The 22775-nt window shown below is 63.8% G+C and carries 22 protein-coding genes; 7 read left to right on the top strand and 15 right to left on the bottom strand.

The features are described 5' to 3' along the window. Nucleotides 1-3: 3 nt before the first annotated feature. The 8 genes from CO656_RS26670 to CO656_RS26635 form a co-directional block, all read right to left on the bottom strand. A complete protein-coding gene (locus tag CO656_RS26670) occupies nt 4-1014 on the bottom strand; it encodes a type II secretion system F family protein (RefSeq protein WP_097527787.1) in 1011 nt (336 codons plus the stop codon). Between the two features lie 32 nt (nt 1015-1046). Beyond that, nucleotides 1047-2510, bottom strand: a complete 1464-nt coding sequence (locus CO656_RS26665) for a CpaF family protein (protein ID WP_179864849.1) — start codon at nt 2508-2510, stop codon at nt 1047-1049. A gap of 44 nt (nt 2511-2554) precedes the next feature. Beyond that, a complete protein-coding gene (locus tag CO656_RS26660; protein ID WP_097527786.1) occupies nt 2555-3838 on the bottom strand; it encodes a CpaE family protein in 1284 nt (427 codons plus the stop codon). A gap of 36 nt (nt 3839-3874) precedes the next feature. Beyond that, on the bottom strand, nt 3875-4522 hold the full coding sequence (locus CO656_RS26655) for a CpaD family pilus assembly protein (protein WP_179864848.1): 648 nt from the start codon (nt 4520-4522) through the stop codon (nt 3875-3877). Nucleotides 4523-4578: 56 nt separating this feature from the next. Next, complete coding sequence (locus CO656_RS26650; RefSeq protein WP_234819647.1) at nt 4579-6051, bottom strand: type II and III secretion system protein family protein; 1473 nt, start codon at nt 6049-6051, stop codon at nt 4579-4581. Nucleotides 6052-6141: 90 nt separating this feature from the next. After that, on the bottom strand, nt 6142-6954 hold the full coding sequence (gene cpaB / locus CO656_RS26645; protein ID WP_097527783.1) for a Flp pilus assembly protein CpaB: 813 nt from the start codon (nt 6952-6954) through the stop codon (nt 6142-6144). A 124-nt stretch (nt 6955-7078) separates the two neighbouring features. Continuing rightward, on the bottom strand, nt 7079-7591 hold the full coding sequence (locus CO656_RS26640) for a prepilin peptidase (protein ID WP_097527782.1): 513 nt from the start codon (nt 7589-7591) through the stop codon (nt 7079-7081). A gap of 146 nt (nt 7592-7737) precedes the next feature. Next, complete coding sequence (locus CO656_RS26635; RefSeq protein ID WP_097527781.1) at nt 7738-7920, bottom strand: Flp family type IVb pilin; 183 nt, start codon at nt 7918-7920, stop codon at nt 7738-7740. A gap of 251 nt (nt 7921-8171) precedes the next feature. Between CO656_RS26635 and CO656_RS26630 the strand changes: the two genes are divergently transcribed. The 7 genes from CO656_RS26630 to CO656_RS26600 all read left to right on the top strand — a co-directional run bounded on the left by CO656_RS26630 (nt 8172) and on the right by CO656_RS26600 (nt 13640). Then, nucleotides 8172-8597: a pilus assembly protein N-terminal domain-containing protein gene (locus tag CO656_RS26630; RefSeq protein ID WP_097527780.1), complete on the top strand. Its 426-nt coding sequence runs from the start codon at nt 8172-8174 to the stop codon at nt 8595-8597. Between the two features lie 156 nt (nt 8598-8753). Then, entirely contained in the window at nt 8754-9359 is a 606-nt protein-coding gene (locus tag CO656_RS26625; protein ID WP_097527779.1) for a TadE/TadG family type IV pilus assembly protein, read from the top strand. A gap of 25 nt (nt 9360-9384) precedes the next feature. After that, nucleotides 9385-9942, top strand: a complete 558-nt coding sequence (locus tag CO656_RS26620) for a TadE/TadG family type IV pilus assembly protein (protein ID WP_097527800.1) — start codon at nt 9385-9387, stop codon at nt 9940-9942. A gap of 125 nt (nt 9943-10067) precedes the next feature. After that, entirely contained in the window at nt 10068-11288 is a 1221-nt protein-coding gene (locus tag CO656_RS26615; protein WP_097527778.1) for a phosphopentomutase, read from the top strand. Beyond that, nucleotides 11285-12259, top strand: coding sequence for an adenosine deaminase (locus CO656_RS26610; RefSeq protein ID WP_037422713.1), 975 nt, complete (start codon nt 11285-11287; stop codon nt 12257-12259). Before CO656_RS26615 ends, CO656_RS26610 begins: the two co-directional genes overlap by 4 nt. Nucleotides 12260-12356: 97 nt before the next feature. Next, entirely contained in the window at nt 12357-12986 is a 630-nt protein-coding gene (gene upp / locus CO656_RS26605) for a uracil phosphoribosyltransferase (RefSeq protein ID WP_037422726.1), read from the top strand. A gap of 129 nt (nt 12987-13115) precedes the next feature. Next, entirely contained in the window at nt 13116-13640 is a 525-nt protein-coding gene (locus tag CO656_RS26600) for a TIGR02281 family clan AA aspartic protease (RefSeq protein ID WP_097527777.1), read from the top strand. Here CO656_RS26600 and deoA read toward each other — a convergent pair. From deoA to CO656_RS26565, 7 genes are all read right to left on the bottom strand, one after another. Then, entirely contained in the window at nt 13633-14949 is a 1317-nt protein-coding gene (deoA, locus tag CO656_RS26595) for a thymidine phosphorylase (protein WP_097527776.1), read from the bottom strand. The genes CO656_RS26600 and deoA overlap by 8 nt on opposite strands. Nucleotide 14950: 1 nt before the next feature. Beyond that, entirely contained in the window at nt 14951-15748 is a 798-nt protein-coding gene (locus CO656_RS26590; RefSeq protein WP_097527775.1) for a purine-nucleoside phosphorylase, read from the bottom strand. After that, complete coding sequence (locus CO656_RS26585; protein WP_018235360.1) at nt 15745-16140, bottom strand: cytidine deaminase; 396 nt, start codon at nt 16138-16140, stop codon at nt 15745-15747. Before CO656_RS26585 ends, CO656_RS26590 begins: the two co-directional genes overlap by 4 nt. Nucleotides 16141-16263: 123 nt before the next feature. Continuing rightward, complete coding sequence (locus tag CO656_RS26580; RefSeq protein ID WP_064241806.1) at nt 16264-17235, bottom strand: ABC transporter permease; 972 nt, start codon at nt 17233-17235, stop codon at nt 16264-16266. Between the two features lie 4 nt (nt 17236-17239). Beyond that, nucleotides 17240-18373, bottom strand: a complete 1134-nt coding sequence (locus tag CO656_RS26575; RefSeq protein ID WP_097527774.1) for an ABC transporter permease — start codon at nt 18371-18373, stop codon at nt 17240-17242. Then, nucleotides 18370-19905: an ABC transporter ATP-binding protein gene (locus tag CO656_RS26570; RefSeq protein WP_097527773.1), complete on the bottom strand. Its 1536-nt coding sequence runs from the start codon at nt 19903-19905 to the stop codon at nt 18370-18372. Before CO656_RS26570 ends, CO656_RS26575 begins: the two co-directional genes overlap by 4 nt. 225 nt (nt 19906-20130) lie before the next feature. Further along, nucleotides 20131-22389, bottom strand: coding sequence for a heavy metal translocating P-type ATPase (locus CO656_RS26565; protein WP_097527772.1), 2259 nt, complete (start codon nt 22387-22389; stop codon nt 20131-20133). Between the last annotated feature and the right edge of the window lie 386 nt (nt 22390-22775).

Here is a 22775-nt window from a genome sequence, read left to right as displayed (position 1 = left end):
GCCTCAGATGTCGAAATTGATCATATTGCGCATCACCCAGATGCCGATGCTCATCCAGACGGCCGAAACGCCCATGATGAGATGGCCGCGCGGATCGGTGAAAAGCACCATCATGTAATCCGGCGACGTCAGATAGACGAGCGTTGCCACGATGAAGGGGAGTGCGCCGATGATGCAGGCCGAGGCCTTGGCTTCCATCGACAGGGCCCCCACCTTCGCCTTCATCTTCTTGCGCTCGCGCAGCACCTTGGAGAGGTTGCCGAGCGCCTCGGACAGGTTGCCGCCGGCCTGCGCCTGGATGGCGATGACAATCGCGAAGAAGTTGACCTCGGGCAGCGGAATGCTCTGGATCATGCGGGCGCAGGCTTCCGGCACGTTGAGACCGACCTGCTGGGATTCGACGACGCGGCGGAACTCCGTCTTCACCGGCTCCTGGCCGTCGCTGGCAATCAGCCGCAAGGCGTCATTCAGCGGCAGGCCGGACTTGATCGAGCGGACCATCACGTCGAGGGCGTTCGGAAACTCGTCGAGGAATTTCTTGCAGCGCCGCTTGATCATCGCCCCGATCAGCCAGCGCGGCAGACCCGCGGCCGTGATCAGAGCGACGCCGACGGCAATCCACAGGCCGGCTCCGGCGATGAGGACGACAACCAGGGCGAACAGGCCGAAGGCCGCGCTGAAGAAGTAGAACTGCGTCGGGGAGATCGACAGGTTGGCCTGCACCAGCCGCTTCTTCATCGACGGGGCGGCGTTGGCCGATTTCTCCTGCTGCTTCTTTTCGAGCTCCTTCAACGAATCCTGCAGGGATTTGCGCCGCTTCGACATCTCGTTGACGCGGTCGCGTGCCGCCTTGATCTTGGCGCGGTCGGTCTCGGCGGCACCGACGCGGCGAAGGCGCCCTTCCGCCTTCTTGTCGTTCTCGATGCGGGAATAGAGCACACCGTAGGCGAGCGTCGCCGCGGCAATCGCGACGAGGCCGGCCAGTGCCAGAACGGTGATGTCTATGCCGAACATCGAGTTATCGGTTCCTTCGCTCCAGCGCCGCCCTAGTTCTTTTCCATCGCATCGAGCGTGGCGGCGAGCCGCTTGTCCTCGTTGAAGTAGCGGGCACGATCCCAGAAATGCGGCCGGCCGATGCCGGTCGACACATGGCGGCCGATGATCCGGCCGTTGGCGTCCTCGCCGTCGATCTCGTAGCGCATCAGATCCTGGGTGACGATGACGTCGCCTTCCATGCCGGTCACCTCGGTGATGTGGGTGATGCGGCGCGACCCGTCGCGCAGGCGCGAGGCCTGGATGATGACGTCGACCGAGCCGGCGATGATTTCGCGAACGGTCTTGGCCGGCAGCGTATAGCCGCCCATTGCGATCATCGACTCCATGCGGCTTAGGCACTCGCGCGGCGTATTGGCGTGGATCGTGCCCATCGAGCCGTCATGGCCGGTGTTCATCGCCTGAAGCAGGTCGAACACCTCCGGGCCGCGCACCTCGCCAACGATGATGCGTTCGGGGCGCATGCGCAGGCAGTTCTTGATCAGGTCGCGCATGGTGATCTGGCCCTCGCCCTCGATGTTCGGCGGGCGGGTTTCTAGGCGAACCACATGCGGCTGCTGCAGTTGCAGTTCGGCGGAATCTTCGCAGGTGATGATCCGCTCGTCGGCGTCGATGTAACGCGTCAGGCAGTTCAAGAGCGTCGTCTTGCCGGAGCCGGTGCCGCCGGAAATGACTATGTTACAGCGGACGCGACCGATGATCTGCAGGAGCGTGGCACCGGCCGGGGTGATCGAGCCGAAGCGCACGAGCTGCTCCAGCGTCAGCTTATCCTTTTTGAACTTGCGGATCGTCAGCGCCGTCCCGTCGATCGCCAGCGGCGGCGCGATGACGTTGACGCGCGAGCCGTCCGGCAGGCGCGCGTCGCAGATCGGGCTCGATTCGTCGACGCGGCGGCCGACCTGGCTGACGATCCGCTGGCAGATCGACAGGAGCTGGGCATTGTCGCGGAAGCGGACGTCCGACTCCTCGACCTTGCCGCCGACTTCGATGAAGGTCTGGCCGGCGCCGTTGACCATGATGTCGGCGATGTCGTCGCGGGCCAAGAGCGGCTCGAGCGGGCCATAGCCGAGCACGTCGTTGCAGATGTCGTCTAGCAGTTCCTCCTGCTCGGCGATCGACATCGCGAAATTCTTGATGGTGATGATGTCGTTGACGATATCGCGGATTTCCTCGCGCGCGCTCTCGGTATCGAGCTTGGCAAGTTGCGACAGGTCGATCGTGTCGATCAGCGCGGAGAAGACCTGCGATTTCGTATCGTAATAGTCCTCCGCCCGCTGTGCGCGGCGGCGCGCCGGAGCGGCTGGCTGCACGCGGGGCGCGGAAGCCGCCGGCTCGGCGAGAACCGGTGCGGCAGGACGCTCCATCACCGCCGACGGCGCCGACGGCATGGCCGGCGGCGCCACGGGCGATTGCGCGCCGGTCTTGCCAAAACCCTCATTTCCGCGTTTGCCAAACATCACTTCATTCCACTTGCTGCATCGGTTCTTCCGCCGCCGGGTGCCTATCGCCTGCCGAGCTTGGCCAGAACCTTGCCGAGACCGCCCTTGCGCGCCTTCTTGATCGCCGTGCGTCCGGTCAGAAGATGGGCGAGCTGCGAGAAGGTCTCGGCGGCGGGTGACTTTCTGTCGATTTCCGCAATCATCCGGCCGCTATTGGCGGCATTTCCGAAGAGCACCGCATCGAAGGGGATGATGGCGGCGGCCTCGAGCTCCAGCGACTCGCAGAATTCGTTGGGAGCGATTTCCGGCCGCTTCGGCATGCCGACCTGATTGAGGACGAGATGCGGCGCCCGGTCGTTCGGCCGAAGCTTCTTTAGCGCGTCGAGGAGATTCTTCGTGTTTCTGAGGCTTGCGAGGTCTGGGACGGCGGTGATCACCACCTCATCGGCCTCGCCGAGCACGGAGCGGGTCCAGTCCGACCAGCCATGCGGAACGTCGAGCACCGAAACGGGGGCGCTGCGCTGCAGAATCTCGAGGATCGGCTGGAAGGCGCCCGCCTCAAAATCATAGGCGCGGTCGAGCATCGACGGGGCGGCCAGCAGCGACAGGTGCTCGGAACATTTGGTCAAGAGCCGATCGAGAAAAACCTCGTCCAGCCGGTCCGGCGCCGAGACGGCCTCGGCAATCCCCTGCGGCGGGTCCTGGTCGAAATCGATGTTCGCCGTGCCATAGGGCAGGTCGAGATCGGCAAGGATGGTTTCCGTCGAAAACAGGTTGGAAATGCCCCAGGCGCAATTGTGAGCGATCAGCGACGAACCGCTGCCGCCCTTGGCGCCGATGAAGGCGAGGCTTCGCCCGAGCGGCTCGGCTTCCGGATCGACGAAGATCGCCGCGACGGCGGCCAGCAGATCCGCCATTGCCACTGGCGCGACCATATATTCGGAGATGCCGTTGCGGATCAGTTCGCGATACAGAGCAATGTCATTGTGACGGCCGATGATGACGACCTTGGTGCTCGGGTCGCAGACTTCGGCAAGCGGCGCCAGCTCCGTAAGGAGAGATCGCGGTTCCGTGTCGGTCTCGAGGATGATGAGATTGGGCGTCGACACGCTCGCAAACATGTTTGCGGCGGCGGCGATGCTGCCCCCGGTGATGCGAAGGCTCACCTTCGCCATGCGGCGATCCTGTCCGCAGCGCTCCATGAGGCGCTGCATGGCCTCGCTTTCGCAGAAGGCATGGATGGAAATGCGCGGCAAAGGCCGGAGCTGATCGAGGTCGCCGGGGCGCGAGACGTCCGCCGCAAGCTCGGCTCCGCCGGTGTCGATGTTGTATTCAATCGCGCTCATCTTGGTTCCTCAAAACCCGCATCATTCCGCCGTCGCTCAGTCAGCCGCCGCATCACGCCAGGCGTCGATCACTTCGCCGCGCTGGGCGGCGTCGACCGGCGACATCTGGCGCGGACCGATCAGGTCTGTCGGGCTGGCGATCTGGGCGGCGAGGTTGGACTGCGAGGCGCAGCCGAAATTGTAATAGTTTCGGTTCTCCATCGTCAGCGTGAGGTCCTCCGGCCACTCGCCGCAGGGTGCGGTCTGCGCGGTGATCGCGACATAGCTCAAGCGGATGGGGGCGGCGTCGCCCGGTGCAAGCGCTTCGTAGCTGGTTTCGATCATCCTCTTCGGCGGCACGCCGCTTGCCGCCAGCACGCGCCGGATGTCCTTGCGGACGATCTGCGCGGCATGGCTGTTGGCGGAACCGCGCGGCAGCATGATCTGGATGACGCCGCTCGATGCGTTGCGATATTCGGTGGCAAAGCCGCGGATGACGTCGCGCGTGCCCGCCGTCAGCCGCCGGTCACCGGAGGCGACGGGAATATCGATCACCCGCTCTCCTTCGGCAATAACGATCGGATGACGGGTGCGGTAATCGTCCGGAATCGAGCCGGTCGCCAGCCTGTCCTTGCTGCCGCAGCCGGCAAGCAGGCCGGCAAGGATCGCCAATGCGGCGATCCGGGCGGAGATGCGGGTCGACATCGATGCGGGTCTTTCAAGTCTTTTGAGAGCAGTGTTTCGGTTGTGCATGACCCGACCTATTTGTAGATGAAGCCGACATTGCCGTGATAGCGACCGACTGGGGGTGCCGCCTCGGGACGTCCGTAGAGGCGGTTGACGCGGCCGACGAAGAAGCTTTCGAGATCGTTGGCGGGATTGAAATTGTCGTCTGGCCGCGACAGCGCGCTGCGGGCGACCGGGCGCACCAGATAGGGCGTCGCGATGATCACCAGTTCCGTCTCGTTGCGTTGAAAATCCTTGCTGCGGAAGAGCGTGCCGAGAATCGGGATTTTGGACGCACCGGGCAGGCCGGACATTGCCTGGCGGATATTGTCCTGCACCAGCCCGGCGATGACGATCGAGCCGCCGGAGGGGAGTTCGACGTTCGTTGAGGCCTCGCGCCGGCGAATGCCGAGGTACGTATTACCGCGAATGTCGGTCAGCTTGTCGCCGGTCACGACCGAACCCTCAAAGGTTGGCTCGGATACATCCGTCTCAATGGCGAGGCTAATGCGCCCGGGACCGAGAACGACGGGCTTGAAGTTCAGTCGGATGCCGTATTCAACATCCGTGGTCTCCCGTTCAACCTCTGTTTTGATTTGTCCGGTATCCGGGTCTATCTCCCTGGAAACTTCCTGCCCGCTCGCCAGTCGGAAGTCGCCACCGACGTAGAATTTGGCCTCCTGACCAGAAATTGCCGTCAGGCTGGGCTCGGCGAGCGTGCGCATGACGCCAGCTTGTTCCATCGCGGTGACATAGGCATCAACGTCGGTACCACCGATCGCTTTGCTGATCGTAGCCGTTGGGTCGATACCAATGGCATTACCCAAATTGGCCGGATTGCGGAACGCTATCGAACCCCAACTGCCGATCGCGGAAGCGTTGAACCCAAGCTGCTTCAGCACTTGGCGGCTGACCTCTGCAACTGTCACCTTCAACGTTACCTGATCCTCGCCCTCCACCGTCAGCAGATTGACGATCTGGGAAGTCTGGCGCTCCTCGGCAAATATGTCCGCATCGCCGTTGGTACCCTGGGCAGTAATGTTGCGGGTAGTCGCCTCGCCGCCTTGCAGGAAGGCGCGGGCAAGATCGACCGCCTTGGTCGAATCGAGCGGGGTGCGGACGGTTCCGGTCAGGACGACGTTGTCGGAAACGATCTCGACATTGATATCCGCCTCCGGGATGAAACGGCGCAGATTGGCCTCAAGGCCGGCGACATCACGCTCGACGGAAACATCGAGGCTGACGATTTCCTCGCCATTCGGTCCGAAGACGAAGATATTGGTCTGGCCGACCGTTTTGCCGAACAGGTAGATGCGGCGCGACGTGCGCGTGACCGCATCGGCGAGCGCCGGGTCGGCAACGAGGATATCGTGGGCGTCGGTGGGAAGATCGACGACCACGGCCTTGTTCAGGCCGAGATTGACCTTTTTCTTCACGCCCGGGCCGCTCTCGACGATGCGGACCACCGACGAGGCGGCCGCTTCTGCGGTCGGAGCCGCTGGCAACATGAGGCCGGAAAATGCCAGCGAGAATGAAAGACCGGCTGCGAGACAGGTCCGAAATGTGTTTCCGCTCCGCTTCACGTTGCCCGTCCCGTCTTACTGCTGGTTCTGCGTGGTGGTGGCTTCATCGCTCTTGACGATGGAGCCGGATTTGATGACCTGAATGCTCGGCTGGCCGTCGCCGCTCAAAAGATAGTCGGCCGCCCCGGTATCGGCTTCCTGCGCATCCGCGACGCTGCGCAGCGCCAGCGAGATGCGCTCGGCCATCTGCTGCGCGACCGTCATCACTTTCGACTGGTCTGGCGTGAGCTCAAGCGTCGCCGTCGTACCGATGACGGATTTCGAGCCGTCATCCTTCTCTTCGACCTGCTGGTCGATCGCCAGCACCCGGACATTGCTGAGCACGGTTTCGGTCAGATAGACGTCGCCGTCGGACTTGCGCACCATAATCACGTCGACGCGGTCATTGGGCAGGATGAACCCGCCGGCGCCGGTCGCGACGGTGATTTCCGTGGCGACCGCCCGCTTTCCGGCCGGCAGAAGCGACGACATGATGCGGTTGGATGGGTCGGCGATCTTTTCCTGGCGGACGGGCTCGCCGTCGAAGAGCGGCAGGCGGACAATCGCACCGGACAGATCATCGATTGCAGCCGGGCGGCTTTCCTCGGTGATCATCCCGTCGCCGACGCCGTCCTTCGGCCAGGCCATCCAGTGGATCGAATCGCCGCCGAGCCGCGAGCCCACCGGCAGGCTCTTGCTGGCGACGAGCACATTGATGCTAGGCGCCTGCTCGACGAGCGGCTCGGCCGTCCGCTGCGCCGGAGCACGGGTGAGCTTCATCGCCAACAGCCCGGCCATTGCCGCGGAACCCACGGCCACCGCCAGAATGATGATGCGCACCGGTTTCATGATCGTCCAAGCCCCTGAAAATCCCCAGGGCCAGATTGATCAGGAAATGGTGTAATTATAGTTAACGGATCGCTTATGAACGCGGTTAACGAGACGTAACCCGCGTTTTGGGGCTATGCCGTTGTCACCTAAGCTGAGCGAACACGGCTTCCATCAGCGGCGACGAGGGATAGGCGGCAAAGCCGCCGAGCGCAATCGCGATGCCGTAGGGTATCTTTTTTGCCGTCAGCAAAAGTTGCGGTACCGGAATGCCGCTCGCCAGAATAGCATTCTCCTGCCTGCGCAAGAGAAGCACTGCCAGCGTCAGCAGCCCGCCGAAAATGGAGATATAGACAAGAAAAGCGACGAGCGATGCATCGAGGCCGAACCAGATAGCACATGCCGTCAGGAGCTTGGCGTCGCCGCCGCCCATGACGTTCATCGCAAAGAGACAGAAGCAGACCGCAAAGACCAAGGCGGCGGCCGCCACGTGAAGGCTAATCTGCCCAGCGTCGAAGCCGGCTAAAGGCGCGATCACGACAAATGCGCCAAGCAGGATCGCCGATATCCGATTGGGGATCGTCATCGTCAGCAGATCCGAGATGGCCGCGAAGGCCAGGCAAAACGGAAAGACGACGAAGGCAGCAGCTATGGTCAACTTATTCTCCGAGAGCGAGTTTCGCCGAAAGAACAATGATCTTACCGACATCCTGCGAAAACCGCGCGAGGACATCAGTATGAAGAAGGGGTCGCTTCAACACCGAAACGACCCCTCTCCGCAGTTCAGTAAAGAGACGCGACAGCTTACATGTTGTCTTGAGCAGTCTGCATTTCAGTTCCAAGTTCGTTGAACAGCGCCTGGAGTTCGTCGCCGAGCGTCGTAGCACCGCCGATCAGCGCGACAGAGATCAGGGCGGCGATCAGGCCGTATTCGATTGCGGTCGCACCGGATTCGTCCTTCATCAGGCGGGCGAAAATGGTCTTCATGGAGGTTCTCCTACTTCACGTTGTTGTCAGCACTTCCGCCAACTGTTTGCCGTTGATCGGATACCCTGAAATTATCGGGGGCGAATTGCCATCGGCTTAAGGAAACCGGTTAGCGTGAAGTAAAGGCGTGACCGCTGTTTCTTGGGTGAATGTCCCGGAAAGGGATCCGGTTGATTGCGAAATACTAATGTAACCTTTCATTCACCAAAACACGCCAGAATGCGAGTAGCCATTCGCCACCGGGACGCATCATGAACACGCACTTCGCGACCAAGCAGGTCGCCACCCTTGCCTTTCTCGCAACCGCGCTTTTCGGTTTCTTTGTTGCCGGGGCAACGCAGGCGGCGGAGCAGATGATGCGCGTCTATATGGACCACGCGCGCGTGCTGAAGCTCGATCGGTCGGTGAGCAAGGTGATCATCGGCAATTCGGACGTCGCCGACGCGACGGTGGCGGATTCGAAGACGATCGTCCTGACGGGCCGCAATTTCGGCACCACGAACCTCGTAATCCTCGACCAGGACGGCAATGCCATTGTCGACGAGCGCATCCTCGTGTCGATCGACGAAGGCAACACCGTGCGCGTCTACAAGCAGACCACCCGTACCGTCTTCTCCTGCTCGCCGAACTGCGAGCGCCACGCCGAGCGCAAGGCGACGACTACGAGCAGCAACTGAGGCCTCTCCAAGACCACTAAAATTCTTCGGGTCTTGGAAAACGATTCTTCAACAGTCTTAGCTTATTCTATCGACAATTGCATGAGGCGGAGGTGCAGGCGAATTCGCATGCCCTTCCCGAATCTCGCTCACGACGTGACATGACGGAACGGCGCAATGTCGATAATAGTGAAAGCATCCACGGCGAACCGGCGCGCACCGCGCCCCCTCTTTCGCCGCCTGCTCGGAGATAAAAGGGGCGGCACGGCGATCGAGTTCGCGATCCTCGCCTTGCCCTTTTTCATCGTCGTCTTCGCCTCGATAGAGACCTTCGTGGCCTTTGCCGGCGAGCAGCTGCTCGCCAATGCGACCGACACCTTGGCACGCAAGATCCGCACTGGCGAGATCACTCAGGAGATGGGCGAATCAGAGTTCCGCCAAGCCTTCTGCGACGAGATCGCCATCCTCCTGACCTGCTCCGCGACGGAGGTCGACGAGCCGGAAAAGCTCTACCTGGATGTTCGCCAAGTCACCGATCCGTCGCAGTTTCCGGCGGCGGTGCCGCGGGTCGGGTCGGGCGATTCCTCCGATCTCGACACCAGCGGCTTCCAGTTCGCGCCGGGCGGCGGCAAGGAATACACGATGGTGCGCGCCTATTACCGCTGGCAGGTGATCACCGATCTCGTGCGGCCCTATGTCACCAACTTGCGGTCGGCGGGCAGCAGCATGCCGGACGACTATTTGATGGTCGCGACCGCAACATTCCGCAACGAAGACTATTGAGGACGCCATGGAACGCTCGCATGGAATGACCTCCGCCCGGCGTATCCTGTCGCGTCTGTCGCACGACCGTCGCGGCGTCGGCGGCGTCGAGTTCGCCCTCGTCGCGCCGCTGTTGATCATGGCCTATATCGGCGCTTTCGAGCTTTCGGTCGGACTGAACGTGGTGCGCAAGGTCGCCCGCGCCTCGAGCACCGTCGCCGATCTGGTCAGCCAGGGGTCGAGCGTCGATACGGACTTCCTGGATAGCATGAACAATGTCGCGGAGAGCGTCCTGGCCCCCTATGCCGGAACGGACTATACGCTGAAGATCACCGGCATACAGGTTAACGGCACCACGACCGGCACCGTTCTCTGGTCGCGCGACCAGGACGGCGGCACGCCTTATCCGGCGAATTCCACGACCACGGTTCCCTCCGATCTCGAGGCTGTAAACGCCTTCGTGGTGCGCACCGAACTGGTCGTCCCGCACGAGCTGCTGCTTTTCTCGCCGGATCTTTCGAGCAACGTGAGCACGATCGATCTCTCCAAGACCTCCTATTACCGCCAGCGCTCCGGCACGAAGATCGAATGCACCGACTGCTGAGTCACTCCTCCCGCTCAATTGCATTGAATTTGGCGCCGCGCTATTCCTGCGGGATTGCGCGGGATCGCTCCCGCGCTCGTCAATAGCACCGGACCGCGCCCGCGCTCCGGTCCAGCGGGTGTTCAATGGCGCGTGCCTTTCTCTTCGTGCTCGATTCCTTCGGCATCGGCGGTGCCCCGGACGCCGAGGCATTCGGCGATCTCGGTGCCGACACGCTCGGCCACATCGCCGAGTTCTGCGCGGCCGGCGCCGGAGACCGCGCCGGCTTGCGCGAGGGTCCCCTGCACCTCCCCAACATGTCGGCGCTCGGGCTGATCCATGCGGCGCGGCTGGCGACCGGACGGGTTCCTGCCGGTATGCCGCTGCCGGAGCGCGTCTACGGCGTCTACGGCGCCGCCAGCGAGGTTTCGCGCGGCAAGGACACGCCGTCGGGCCATTGGGAGATCGCCGGCACGCCGGTGAGGTTCGACTGGGGCTATTTTCCATCCGAGGGCGATGCGTTTCCGCCGGAACTCGTCGAGGCGATCTGCCGCGAAGGCGACGTTCCCGGCATTCTCGGCAATTGCCATGCCTCCGGCACCGATATCATCGCCCGCCACGGCGAGGAGCATATGCGAAGCGGAAAGCCGATCTGCTACACTTCGTCCGACTCGGTCTTCCAGATCGGGGCGCACGAGCGGAGCTTCGGGCTCGAGCGGCTCCTGGAGCTCTGCCAGGTCGTTCGCCGGCTCGTCGACGACTACAATATCGGCCGCGTCATCGCCCGTCCCTTCGTCGGCGACAGTCCCCGCAATTTCACCCGAACCGGCAATCGCCGCGACTATTCCGTCCTGCCGCCGGAGCCGACGATCCTTGACCGGCTCGAGGATGCCGGGCGCCAGGTGCACGCCATCGGCAAGATCGGCGACATCTTCGCGCATCAGGGCGTGACGAAGCTCACCAAGGCGAACGGCAACATGGCGCTCTTCGACGCGAGCCTCGCGGCGCTCGAAGAGGCGGAAGAGGGCGATCTCGTCTTCACCAATTTCGTCGACTTCGACATGCTTTACGGCCACCGACGCGATGTCCCTGGCTATGCGGCGGCGCTCGAAGCCTTCGATGCCCGGCTGCCCGATCTCGACCGGCGGCTCCGGCCCGGCGACATGGTGATCCTCACCGCCGACCACGGCTGCGACCCCACCTGGCGCGGCACCGACCATACGCGCGAGCGCGTGCCGGTGCTGATGTTCGGTCCGTCGCTCAGGAGCCGATCGTTCGGCGTTGCGAACAGTTTTGCCCATATCGGCGAGACCGTCGCCCGACATCTCGGCATCGCGCCGGGTCCATATGGGAGAAGCCTTCTTTGACCGCACATCTGAAAAAAGCCGAGCTGCATTGCCACATAGAAGGCGCCACGCCGCCGGAACTGGCGCTGCGGCAGGCGGGCAAATACGGCGTCGACACGAGCGCCATCATCCGCGAGGGAGCCTATGTCTGGGAGGATTTCACCAGCTTCGTGAAATGCTACGACGCGGTCGCCTCGCTGTTCCGCACCGAGGGCGACTATGCGTTGCTCGCGGAGACCTATCTCACCGAACTCGCCGAGGCGGGAACGATCTATAGCGAAATCATCGTTTCGCCGGACCACGGCAACACGATCGGGCTCGGAGCCGACGCCTATCTCGAGGGGCTTGCGGCCGGCATGGAGGCGGCCAGGGCGAAGAGGGGGATCGAGTCGCGCATGCTGATCACCGGCATCCGCCATCTCGGGCCGGAATCGGTCGTCCGGACCGCCGAGTATGCGGCCATGCGCCGCCACCCGCTGGTGACCGGCTTCAACCTGGCGGGCGAGGAGCGGCTGCACAGCGTCGCCGAGTTTTCCCGCGCCTTCGACGTGGTCCGCGACGCCGGTCTCGGCCTGACCATCCATGCCGGCGAACTTTCCGGCGCGTTCAGCGTCCGCGACGCGCTGGACCATGTGCGCCCCTCGCGCATCAGCCACGGCGTCCGGGCGATCGAGGACGCGGATCTCGTCAAGCGACTTGCCGAGGAGGGCGTGGTGCTCGAGGTCTGCCCGGGTTCCAACATTTCGCTGCAAGTGTTCCCGGATTTCTTCTCGCACCCGCTCAGGCCGCTTTACGAGGCGGGCGTCCGCGTCACGCTCAACTCCGACGATCCGCCCTTCTTCCACACCTCGCTTGCCCAGGAATATGAGATCGCCGCGCATGTGATGGGCTTTGGCGACAGCGAGATCGACCGGATGACGAGAACCGCGATCGAAGCCGCCTTCGTGGACGAGCCGACGAGAGAGAGGCTGCTCAAGGCACTGCATATGTAGCCGCGATATTCGCCGGAAGCACGCCAACACCCTTGCAGCGTCCGCTCATTCCATGGAAAAGAAGGCGGATATGCCAATTCTCGGGGAAGGTGAAGCCATGGACGGCGTGACAGTGATCGATCATCCGCTGGTGCAGCACAAGCTGACCATCATGCGCAAGAAGGAGACGTCGACCGCAGGATTCCGCCGGCTGCTGCGCGAGATCTCGACGCTGCTCTGCTACGAGGTGACGCGGGATCTGGAACTGACCATCGAGCGGATCGAAACGCCGCTCGAGGAGATGGACTCCCCCATTCTCGAGGGCAAGAAGCTCGTCTTCGCCTCGATCCTGCGCGCCGGCAACGGGCTGCTCGAGGGCATGCTCGAACTGGTGCCGTCCGCCCGCGTCTCGCATATCGGCGTCTATCGCGACCATGAAACGCTGCAGCCGGTCGAGTATTACTTCAAGGCGCCGGAGAACCTCTCGGAGCGACTGATCATCGTCGTCGACCCGATGCTTGCGACCGGCAATTCCTCGATTGCGGCAATCGACAAGCTGAAGGAGCGGGGCGCCAGGAATATCCGCTTCCTCTGCCTGCTTGCCGCACCCGAAGGCATCCGCAATTTCCAGGGGGCGCACCCGGACGTGCCGATCTTCACCGCCTCGATCGACAGCCACCTGAACGAAAAAGGCTATATCATGCCGGGCCTCGGCGACGCCGGCGACCGCATGTACGGCACCAAATAGCTTCGTCCTTTCTTAACCAGACGATGAAGAAACGAGAGGCCGACGGATTATCCGGCGGATTTTTTGCGCAACGTTAGCGATGCTCCGCTGATATTGGCGAAAAGCGCCAGCCGATATCCGGAGCCGAGAATGCTGACACGTCTCATTGCCTTTGCCGGCGGACTTGCCGCCCTCGCCCTCGTCGTCCCTGACCTCGTCTCCAATTATCTCGATCGCCAGGAGTCCGCGTCGCCGCAGCAAACGGCTGCAAGCGCCACGCCGGCTGGCGCCAACTATTCGGGCGGCAAGGCCGTCGTACTCGAAGCGGACCGCTCCGGCCATTTCGTCGGCACGTTCCGGATCAACGGACGGCCCGAACAGGGGCTGGTCGACACCGGCGCAAGCACGATCGCCATCAATGCTTCCCTGGCCCGGCGGTTCGGCATCGCCGTCGGCAGCCTCTCCTTCGATGCGCGGGCGCAGACGGCGAACGGCATCGTCGAAGCGGCCTCGGTCAGCCTCGATCGCGTCGAGATCGGCGGCATTTCGCTCCGGAACGTCGAGGCCATGGTTCTTCCGGACAAGGCGCTTTCGGGCATGCTCGTCGGCATGTCCTTCCTCAACCGGCTATCGTCCTATCGTGTCGAGGACGGTGCGCTCCAGCTCGTCAAATAAGTCTCGAGAGGATGACCGGGCTCGGTTGAGGCGGCTCGTCGGCGATCACATAGAGCCCGGCAACCCTGTCTCTCACCCCTTCCGCCCGCTGCCGGTCGGCGGCGTGTACGAAGGCGATCGGCTCGCCCCTCTCGACCTTTGTCCCGAGCGGTTTGAGGCCGGAAAGGCCGACCCGATGATCGATCCGGTCGTCCGGGCGCGTTCGCCCGCCGCCAAGCGCGATGACCGTCATCCCAAGCTCACGGGTCTCGCACGCCGAAAGGTAGCCGTCGCGGTTGGCGGGCACTGGAATTATTGCCGGCGCCCTTTCAAGGTAAGCGTCGGGACGATCGACGAAATCGGCAGGTCCGCCGAGGCCGTGCACCATGCGGGCGAAGCGTTCCATTGCAGCGCCGCTCTGCAGGGCGCGGCGGGCCATGGCTTCAGCATCGGCCTCGCCTGCCGAAATCCTCGCCGCGACCAGCATTTCCGCCGCAAAAGCCATCACCACCTGATCGAGACGGGTACCCGCCTTCTCGCCGCGCAGATAAGCAAGGCAGTTCCCGACTTCCAGCGCATTTCCGGCAGCATCCGCCAGCGGCTCGTTCATGTCGGTGATCAGCGCCGAGGTGTGCACCCCTGCCCCGTTCGCAACATCGACGAGCGAACGCGCCAAGATTTCGGTTTCGCCGGGATCCGTCAGGAAGGATCCGTTGCCGACCTTGACGTCGAGCACCAGCGATTGCAGGCCGGCGGCGAGCTTCTTGGAGAGGATCGACGCAGTGATCAGCGGCACCGAGTCGACCGTCGCCGTCACGTCCCGGATCGCATAGAGGCGCTTGTCGGCCGGCGCCAGATTGGCGGTCTGGCCGATGATGGCGCAACCGACCTTCTCGACGATCTGGCGAAACAGTTCGGGCGGCGGCTGGATGTCATAGCCCGGGATCGATTCGAGCTTGTCGAGCGTACCCCCGGTGTGGCCGAGCCCTCGCCCCGAAATCATCGGCACGGCGGCGCCGCAGGCGGCGACGATCGGCGCCAGCATCAACGAGACATTGTCGCCGACGCCGCCCGTCGAATGCTTGTCGGCGATGGGGCGGCCGAACGCGCTCCAGTCGAGGGTCTCGCCGGAGTCGCGCATTGCCAGCGTCAGCGCCACGCATTCGTCGCGGCTCATGCCCGAGAACCAGGTGGCCATGGCGAAGGCGGCAACCTGCCCCTCCGAGACAGAACCATTAGTGACGCCCTCGATGAAGCCGCGTATCTCCGTCGGTTCGAGCCGACCGCCATCCCTCTTCTTGCGGATCAGTTCCTGAGGAAGAGGGGCCATCTCAGCCTTCGCTCGCAATCATCTCTTTGAGGATCGACGCCAGCCGCTGGCCGCCGAAAGGCGCCATCTCCTTGGTCTCGTGGTGGCTGAGCTCGGCACCGGTCATGCCGGCGCCATAGTTGGTGATGACCGACGCGGCCGCAACCTTCATGCCAAAGAACCGGGCGAGGATCACCTCCGGCACGGTGGACATGCCGACCGCATCGGCGCCGAGAACGCGGGCCATGCGGATTTCCGCCGGCGTTTCGAAGCTCGGGCCGGAGAACCACATATAGACGCCGCGGGCGAGCGGAATGCCCAGCCGCTCGGCGGCCTCTTCCATCTGAACGGCGAGCGCCGCGTCATAAGCGTTCGTCATGCCGACGAAGCGATCGTCGCTCTCGACGCCGATCAGCGGATTGGCGCCGGAAAAGGCGATATGATCGGCGATGCGCATCACCGAGCCGGGCGGCATGTCTTCGCGCAGCGATCCGGCCGAGTTGGTGAGGATCAGATTCTCGACGCCGATCCGCTTCAGCGTTTCGATCGGGGCACGCATCGCATTGGCGTCGCCGCGCTCGTAATAGTGAACGCGGCCCGACAGGATGGCGACCGGAACGTCGCCGAGGCGGCCGATAACGAGCTCGCCCGCGTGGCCGGAGACGCTGCTGACCGGGAAGCCCGGTATGTCCGCATACGAAAAGCGGACCGGCGCGCTGACCGCCTCGACGAGCGAGCCGAGACCCGAGCCGAGGACGATGGCATGGCGCGGCGACAGATCGCCGAGTTTGTCACGCAGGAATTCAGCCGCGCCGGTCATCCGAGGATCTCGGTCTCGAAGCTGTGCGGCAGCAGGTCGGAAAGCGCCAGGCTCTTCTTGATCCCCGTCTCGTCGCAGAGATAGATGCGCGTGCTGGCGCCGGAGAATTCCGCCAGCCGCTGCCGGCAGCCGCCGCAGGGCGGGCAGAGCGCAAGCTTCTCGGCAATCACCGCAACTTCCATGATCTTGCGCTGGCCGGCCATCACCATGTGGCTGATCGCTGTCGTCTCGGCGCACCAGCCTTCCGGGAAGGACAGGTTCTCGATATTGGCGCCCGTATAGATCCTGCCATCCTCGGCGCGGATCGCCGCCCCCACCGGAAATTTCGAATAGGGTGCATGGGCCTTGGCCATGGCCTCACGCGCGGCGACGAAGAGCTCGTTCTTCGGCATGGTCTGTCCTTATGTTGTGCATGTCGTTGTCCCAAAAACCGCTACGCACTTTTGGGCGACATGCATCCTTGATTCATGCATGTCGTTGCCCCAAAACCGCTGCGCACTTTTGGGCGACATGCATTAACGCTCCTTCACGTAGGGCACGCCGCCGGCCTTCGGCGGAATGGCCTTTCCGATAAAGCCGGCGAGCAGGATGACGGTGAGGATATAGGGCAGCGCCTGCATCAATTGCACCGGCACCTGGCCGACGAGCGGCAGGGGCGTGCCCTGCAGGCGGATGGCGAGCGCGTCGAGGAAGCCGAAGAGCAGGCAGGCGAACATGACGTTCTTCGGCCGCCACTTGGCGAAGATCAGCGCCGCGAGCGCGATATAGCCCTTGCCCGCCGTCATCCCCTTGACGAAGCCGGCGGTCATCGCCAGAGACAGGTAGGCGCCGGCAAAACCGCAGAGGATGCCGCAGCAGATGACCGCGCGGTATCTGAGCCAGATCACCGAGATGCCGGCCGTATCGACCGCGCCGGGATTCTCGCCGACGGCCCTCAGGCGAAGTCCGAAGCGAGTGCGGTAGAGGATCCACCAGCTTGCCGGAACCATGGCGAAGGCGAGATAGGTGAGCAGGAAATGTCCGGAGAGCAGGTCCGCATAGATCGGCCCGAGGACCGGCACATCTCGGATCGCGTCCGCGCCGGGCAGATTGATCGTCTGGAACCGGGCGCCCTCGGCAAGCGCCGGCGTACGGCCGCCCTGGCGGAACCAGGCCTCGCCGAGGATCACCGTCGAGCCGGCGACGATGAAGTTGATCGCAACGCCCGAGACGATCTGATTGCCGCGCTGGGTGATCGAGGCATAGCCGTGAACCAGCGACAGAAGAATGGAGATGAGGATAGCCGCGAGGAGCCCCATCCAGACCGACTGGGTGACGGCGGCGACGGCACCGGCCGCGAAGGCGGCGCCGAGCATCTTGCCTTCAAGCCCGATGTCGAAGACGCCGGCACGCTCGGTGAAGAGGCCGGCGAGCGCGGCAAAGACGAGCGGCACGGACACGCGGATCGTCGATTCGAGGAGCACCACGAGGACGTGGAAGAAATCCATGGCTTCAGGCCCCCTTGGTCTGGACGACGGCGGCCGCGCGCTGGCCGCGCATGGCGAAGGCGCGGGTGATCGCCGGGCGGAACATGTTTTCGAGCGCGCCGGCAAAGAGGATGACGAGGCCCTGGATGATGACGATCATGTCGCGCGAGATCGACGGCATCTCGAAGGCGATCTCGGCTCCGCCCTGATAGAGCACGCCGAAGAGGATCGCCGCGGGGATGATGCCGCCCGGATGCGACCGGCCCATCAGCGCAACCGCGATGCCGACGAAGCCGGCGCCCTGGACGAAATCGAGCTGCATGCGGAACTGCTCGCCCATGATCGGGTTCAGCGCCATCATCCCGGCAAGGCCGCCGGAGATCATCATGGTGATGACGGTGATGCGGCTTTCCCGAATGCCGGCATAGCGGGCCGCCGAGGGGCTATGGCCCATGGTGCGCATCTCGTAGCCGAGCTTGGTGCGCCAGATCAGCACCCAGACGCCGAAGGCGGCGGCGAGCGCCAGCAGGAAGGAGATGTTGAACGGCGCCGTTCCGACATTGAGGCCGAAGATCGACAGCAGCCAGTCGAGCTTCGGCAATTGGCCGCCCTCTGCGAAGGTCCGCGTCTGCGGCGCCATCGAGCCGAGCGGCTTCAGGACGCGCGTCAGGAGATAGACCATCAGGCTCGAGGCGATGAAGTTGAACATGATGGTGGTGATGACGATATGGCTCCCGCGCTTGGCCTGCAGCCAGCCCGGCAGGAAGGCCCAGAGAGCGCCGAAGAAGACCGAGCCGACGATAGCCAGCGGGAAGACCACGTACCAGGGCATCACTTGGTCGAGCCAGAGGCAGGCAAGCGCGACGCCGATGCCGCCGACATAGGCCTGGCCCTCGCCGCCGATGTTGAAGAGCCCGGCATGGAAGGCAACGGCGACGGCAAGCCCGGTGAAGATGAAGGTGGTCGCATAGTAGAGCGTGAAGCCGATATATTCACCGCGGCCGAAGGTGCCATTGATCAGGTGGTAGGCGGCCTCGAACGGATTCTCGCCGACGAGCAGCACGACGAGACCGGCGACGAGGAAGGCGACGGCAAGGTTTATCAGCGGGATGAGGCCATATTCGACCCAGCCCGGGAGCTTCGCATAGGGTGTGCTCATTCTGCGGCCTCCTTGCGGCCCTCGACGCCGGCCATCAGCAGGCCGAGTTCGCCCTCCGTCGCCTCCGGGCTGCGCTCGCCGACCACGCGGCCGGCAAACATCACCAGGATACGGTCGGAAAGCGAGCGGATTTCGTCGAGCTCGACGGAGACGAGCAGCACGGCCTTGCCCTGGTCGCGCATCTCGATGATCCGCTTGTGAATGAATTCGATCGCGCCGACGTCGACGCCGCGGGTCGGCTGGCCGATGATCAGCACATCGGGGCCACGCTCCATCTCTCGGGCAAGGACGATCTTCTGCTGGTTGCCGCCGGAGAAATTGGCGGTCTTCAGCCGCGCATTCGGCGGACGGATGTCGTATTTGGCGATCTTCTCCTCGGCATCCTTGCGGATCGCGTCGATATCGAGGAAGGCGCCCTTCAGGTAACGCGGGTCGTTGTGGTAGCCGAGAATGGCGTTCTCGCTCTCCTCGAACTTGAGGACCAGACCGACGTGATGCCGGTCTTCCGGGACATGCGCCAGCCCGCGGGCTCGGAGCTCGGCGGGATCCCTGTGGCCCGTCACATCGACGGACCTGCCGTTCAAAAGCACGGTTCCGGAGGTCGCCTTTCGGATGCCGGCGATCGCCTCGAGCAGTTCCGACTGGCCGTTGCCGGCAACACCGGCAATACCGACGATCTCGCCGGCGCGGACCTCGAAGGAGACGTCGTCGACCATGGTCACGCCGCGGCTGTCCTTGACGGTCAGCCCCTCAACCGCAAGCTTCACGTCGCCGGGGCTCGCCTCGCCCTTTTCGACGCGCAGCAGCACGCGGCGGCCGACCATGAGCTCGGCAAGCTCCTCGACCGAGGTCTCGCGCGTCGTGCGGGTCGCGACCATCTCGCCGCGGCGCATGACGGAGACCTCGTCGGTGATCGCCATGATTTCGCGCAGCTTGTGGGTGATCAGGATGATCGTCTTCCCTTGAGCCTTGAGCTGGCCGAGGATGCGGAAGAGATGGTCGGCCTCGGCCGGGGTCAGAACGCCGGTCGGCTCGTCGAGGATGAGGATGTCGGCCCTGCGGTAGAGGGCTTTCAGGATCTCCACCCGCTGCTGCAGGCCGACCGGCAGTTCCTCTATCAGCGCATCTGGATTGACCTCGAGCGCATATTCCCGTTCGAGCCGCTTCAGTTCCTGGCGCGCCTTGGCGATGCCCTTGTTGAGGATCTGACTGTCCTCGGCGCCGAGCATGACGTTCTCGAGCACGGTGAAATTCTCCACCAGCATGAAATGCTGGTGGACCATGCCGATGCCGACGGAGATCGCCGTATTCGGATCGCGAATGGCGACCTCCTTGCCGTCGACGAATATCTCGCCGTTGTCGGCCTGGTAGAAGCCGTAGAGGATCGACATCAGCGTCGATTTCCCGGCGCCATTCTCACCGATGATGCCGTGGATCGTGCCCTTGCGAACCTTGAGATTGATGTCCTTGTTGGCATGGACCGGACCGAAGCTCTTGTCGATCCCGCGCAATTCGATGGCAATATTGTCCATATTGGCCTGCGATCCCCTTCTTGCCCGCTTCGGCCCTGCCCCAAGACCGTGCCGGCAATTTTTTACCATTTGGTATAAGTTTATCATCGATTTTCCGGCGCGAAAGCCTCAAATCGCGATCTCCTTATACTCTCATCGGATCGCCGGTGAGAGTCCAGCATGAATATGCACAGGCATGTGAGGGGTCAGGGGTCCTAGGCTCTTGCCGGCGAAAGGCAAAATTCCTCAGGGATCGATGGGCGTTCGCAGCAGTCTCAGCGCGTTGATCGTCACCAGGACGGTGGCGCCGGTATCGGCCAGGATCGCCGGCCAGAGGCCGGTGACGCCGGCAACGGTCGTCACGAGAAAGACGCCCTTGAGGCCGAGCGCTATCGCGATGTTCTGGTAGATATTGCGCATCGTCTGCCGCGACAGCGTCACCATCGCGGCAATATCCGTGACGCGCCCATGGAGGCTGGCGGCATCGGCCGTCTCGAGCGCCACGTCGGTGCCGCCGCCGACCGCGATGCCGACATTCGCAGCTGCCAGAGCCGGCGCGTCGTTGATGCCGTCGCCGACTTTGGCGACCACGTAACCCTCGCTCTTCAATTCGCCGATGATGCGCTGCTTGTCCTCCGGCAGGAGTTCGGCGCGCGCCTCGATCCCGAGCCGGCCGGCGATCGCCTCCGCCGTGCGCCGGTTGTCGCCCGTGAGCATGATCACACGAAGGCCGCGCTCCGCGAGCGCCTTCACGCCCGTCGCCGCATCGGTGCGCGGCTCGTCGCGCATGGCGAGCGCGCCGGCCGCGCGACCGTCGGCGATCAGCACCGAAACGGTCTTGCCCTGGCCGTGCAGCGCGGTCACCTGCGCCTTCTGCTCTGCCGTCAATGGCGCGCGGCGGTCAGCCTCCTGCGGCGCGCCGAGGAAAAGGTCCACGTCCGCCACCCAGCCGCTGACACCCTTGCCGCCGAGGGCCTTGACGTCGGTGGCGGTCGGCAATGCGCATCCATCGGCCTCGGCACGCGACAGGATCGCCTGCGCCAGCGGGTGGCTGGAGCCCTGTTCGAGGGCGGCCGCATGGCTGAGGACCTCCGCTTCGGCTCGATCGAATCCAAGAATATCCGTCACCAACGGCCTACCTTCGGTGAGCGTGCCGGTCTTGTCGAAGGCGACGGCGGTGACCTTGCCGATGTTCTCGAGCACGGCGCCGCCCTTGATGAGCAGGCCACGGCGCGCGCCGGCCGAGAGGCTCGCGGCGATCGCCGCCGGGGTGGAGATGACCAGGGCGCAGGGGCAGCCGATCAGCAGAAGGGCGAGCCCCTTGTAGATCCACTCCTGCCAGAGGCCGCCGAAGAAGAGCGGCGGGACGATCGCGACCAGGGCGGCGACCAGGGCCACGGCCGGCGTATAGGTGCGGGAGAAGCGGTCGATAAACCGTTCCGTCGGCGCTTTCGTCTCCTGCGCCTCCTCGACGAGCCTGATGACGCGGGCGATGGTGTTGTCGGCGGCAGCGGCGGTGACGCGCAGCCGCAAGGCGCCATCGCCGTTGACCGTACCGGCAGAGACGGCGTCGCCGGGCCCCTTCAGGACAAGCGCGCTCTCGCCGGTCACCGGTGCTTCGTCGACGCCGCTCTCGCCGGTCAGGACCACGCCGTCGGCGGCGAACCGCTCACCGGGGCGGACAAGAATGATGGCGCCCTCCGGCAGGCTCTCCGCCGGAACCTCGATCATGCGGCCCCCCGCCTCCATGAGCGCCGTTTTCGGCACAAGCGCCGTCAGCGCTTCAATGCTCGCCCGCGCCTTACCGGCGGCGATCCCTTCGAGGAGTTCGCCGATCAGGAAGAGAAACACGACCATCGCCGCCTCTTCGCCGGCGCCGATGAAGACGGCGCCAACCGCCGCGATGGTCATCAGCATCTCGATGGAGAACGGCGTCCCGGCGAGAGCGGCCATGACTGCGCGTCTGGCGATCGGCAGCAGGCCGACAAGCATGGCAAGGGTGAATATCCACGGCTCGGTCACAGGAAAGAGCTTTCCAATGCCATAGGCCCCGGCGAGCGCGACGCCGCAGGCAACGGTCAGCCTGCCCTTTTTCGTTCTCCACCATGACTCCGCTCGGCGCACTTGATTCGCGGTGGCGCCAGTATTCGGAAGGTCGGCGGAGCGTGCGGACGAGACCTCGTGTGAGTGTCTGTGACCGTGATCCTCACCTGGCGCGGCATGCGCATGGCCGCAGCAAGCATGCTCGCCAGGAGGCGACGATCCTTGCGACACTTCCCCGGCCAGTGGCAAGAGCCCGTAACCAAGCCCGACCACCTTGCGCACGATTGCCGGGCCGATATTGTCGTGGTCGGCATGCCGGACCATCATCGTGGCCGCAGTCACCGAGACGCTGACCTCCTCGACACCGGCGACGCGCCTGACGGCGGTGTCGATCTTCGCGGCGCAGGACGCGCAATCCATGCCTTCTACGCGATATCTGCTTTCCCGAACCCGACCTCTCATGCGTTGCTCCTCTTAGCTTCAGAGCAGGCTAAAACCTCTAGCGACTAGAGTTACAAGCGAAAATGTCATGGTGCGGCGATTAACTGGCGGGTCTGTGAGCGCCACAGCTATGGCGCTGAGAGCTTCTGCTATTCGAGCGGTTTGGGAGTCGGCCGACACGAAGACCAGCGTTTCCGCGCAACTCCCATAACCCCTAATTTCTAGTTGCAAAAGCAATGCAACTATGTATGTTCATCTTCGCTCTGGCACAACCTCTGACGCTCGGTGATCACACTCGTAACGTTTGCGGCCGCATTGCCGTGCCATGGCTTTTTTTCAGGCCTCGAGATCAAGAATCGCCCTGACCGGTACCGGTCAGGGCATCCCCGCATGGGGCGATCCTAATT

It is taken from the genome of Sinorhizobium sp. FG01 (assembly GCF_002531875.1).
Taxonomy (GTDB): domain Bacteria; phylum Pseudomonadota; class Alphaproteobacteria; order Rhizobiales; family Rhizobiaceae; genus Sinorhizobium; species Sinorhizobium fredii_C.
The sequence above is the reverse complement of the archived record's forward strand: the minus strand, read 5'-3'. Positions and strand labels throughout refer to the sequence as shown.

Coding starts and splice junctions, on each gene's coding strand:
- CO656_RS26670 (WP_097527787.1), bottom strand. CDS start 1,014: ATGTTCGGCATAGACATCACCGTTCTGGCACTGGCCGGCCTCGTCGCG.
- CO656_RS26665 (WP_179864849.1), bottom strand. CDS start 2,510: ATGTTTGGCAAACGCGGAAATGAGGGTTTTGGCAAGACCGGCGCGCAA.
- CO656_RS26660 (WP_097527786.1), bottom strand. CDS start 3,838: ATGAGCGCGATTGAATACAACATCGACACCGGCGGAGCCGAGCTTGCG.
- CO656_RS26655 (WP_179864848.1), bottom strand. CDS start 4,522: ATGTCGACCCGCATCTCCGCCCGGATCGCCGCATTGGCGATCCTTGCC.
- CO656_RS26650 (WP_234819647.1), bottom strand. CDS start 6,051: ATGTTGCCAGCGGCTCCGACCGCAGAAGCGGCCGCCTCGTCGGTGGTC.
- cpaB (WP_097527783.1), bottom strand. CDS start 6,954: ATGAAACCGGTGCGCATCATCATTCTGGCGGTGGCCGTGGGTTCCGCG.
- CO656_RS26635 (WP_097527781.1), bottom strand. CDS start 7,920: ATGAAGACCATTTTCGCCCGCCTGATGAAGGACGAATCCGGTGCGACC.
- CO656_RS26630 (WP_097527780.1), top strand. CDS start 8,172: ATGAACACGCACTTCGCGACCAAGCAGGTCGCCACCCTTGCCTTTCTC.
- CO656_RS26625 (WP_097527779.1), top strand. CDS start 8,754: ATGTCGATAATAGTGAAAGCATCCACGGCGAACCGGCGCGCACCGCGC.
- CO656_RS26620 (WP_097527800.1), top strand. CDS start 9,385: ATGACCTCCGCCCGGCGTATCCTGTCGCGTCTGTCGCACGACCGTCGC.
- CO656_RS26615 (WP_097527778.1), top strand. CDS start 10,068: ATGGCGCGTGCCTTTCTCTTCGTGCTCGATTCCTTCGGCATCGGCGGT.
- upp (WP_037422726.1), top strand. CDS start 12,357: ATGGACGGCGTGACAGTGATCGATCATCCGCTGGTGCAGCACAAGCTG.
- CO656_RS26600 (WP_097527777.1), top strand. CDS start 13,116: ATGCTGACACGTCTCATTGCCTTTGCCGGCGGACTTGCCGCCCTCGCC.
- deoA (WP_097527776.1), bottom strand. CDS start 14,949: ATGGCCCCTCTTCCTCAGGAACTGATCCGCAAGAAGAGGGATGGCGGT.
- CO656_RS26590 (WP_097527775.1), bottom strand. CDS start 15,748: ATGACCGGCGCGGCTGAATTCCTGCGTGACAAACTCGGCGATCTGTCG.
- CO656_RS26585 (WP_018235360.1), bottom strand. CDS start 16,140: ATGCCGAAGAACGAGCTCTTCGTCGCCGCGCGTGAGGCCATGGCCAAG.
- CO656_RS26580 (WP_064241806.1), bottom strand. CDS start 17,235: ATGGATTTCTTCCACGTCCTCGTGGTGCTCCTCGAATCGACGATCCGC.
- CO656_RS26575 (WP_097527774.1), bottom strand. CDS start 18,373: ATGAGCACACCCTATGCGAAGCTCCCGGGCTGGGTCGAATATGGCCTC.
- CO656_RS26570 (WP_097527773.1), bottom strand. CDS start 19,905: ATGGACAATATTGCCATCGAATTGCGCGGGATCGACAAGAGCTTCGGT.
- CO656_RS26565 (WP_097527772.1), bottom strand. CDS start 22,389: ATGAGAGGTCGGGTTCGGGAAAGCAGATATCGCGTAGAAGGCATGGAT.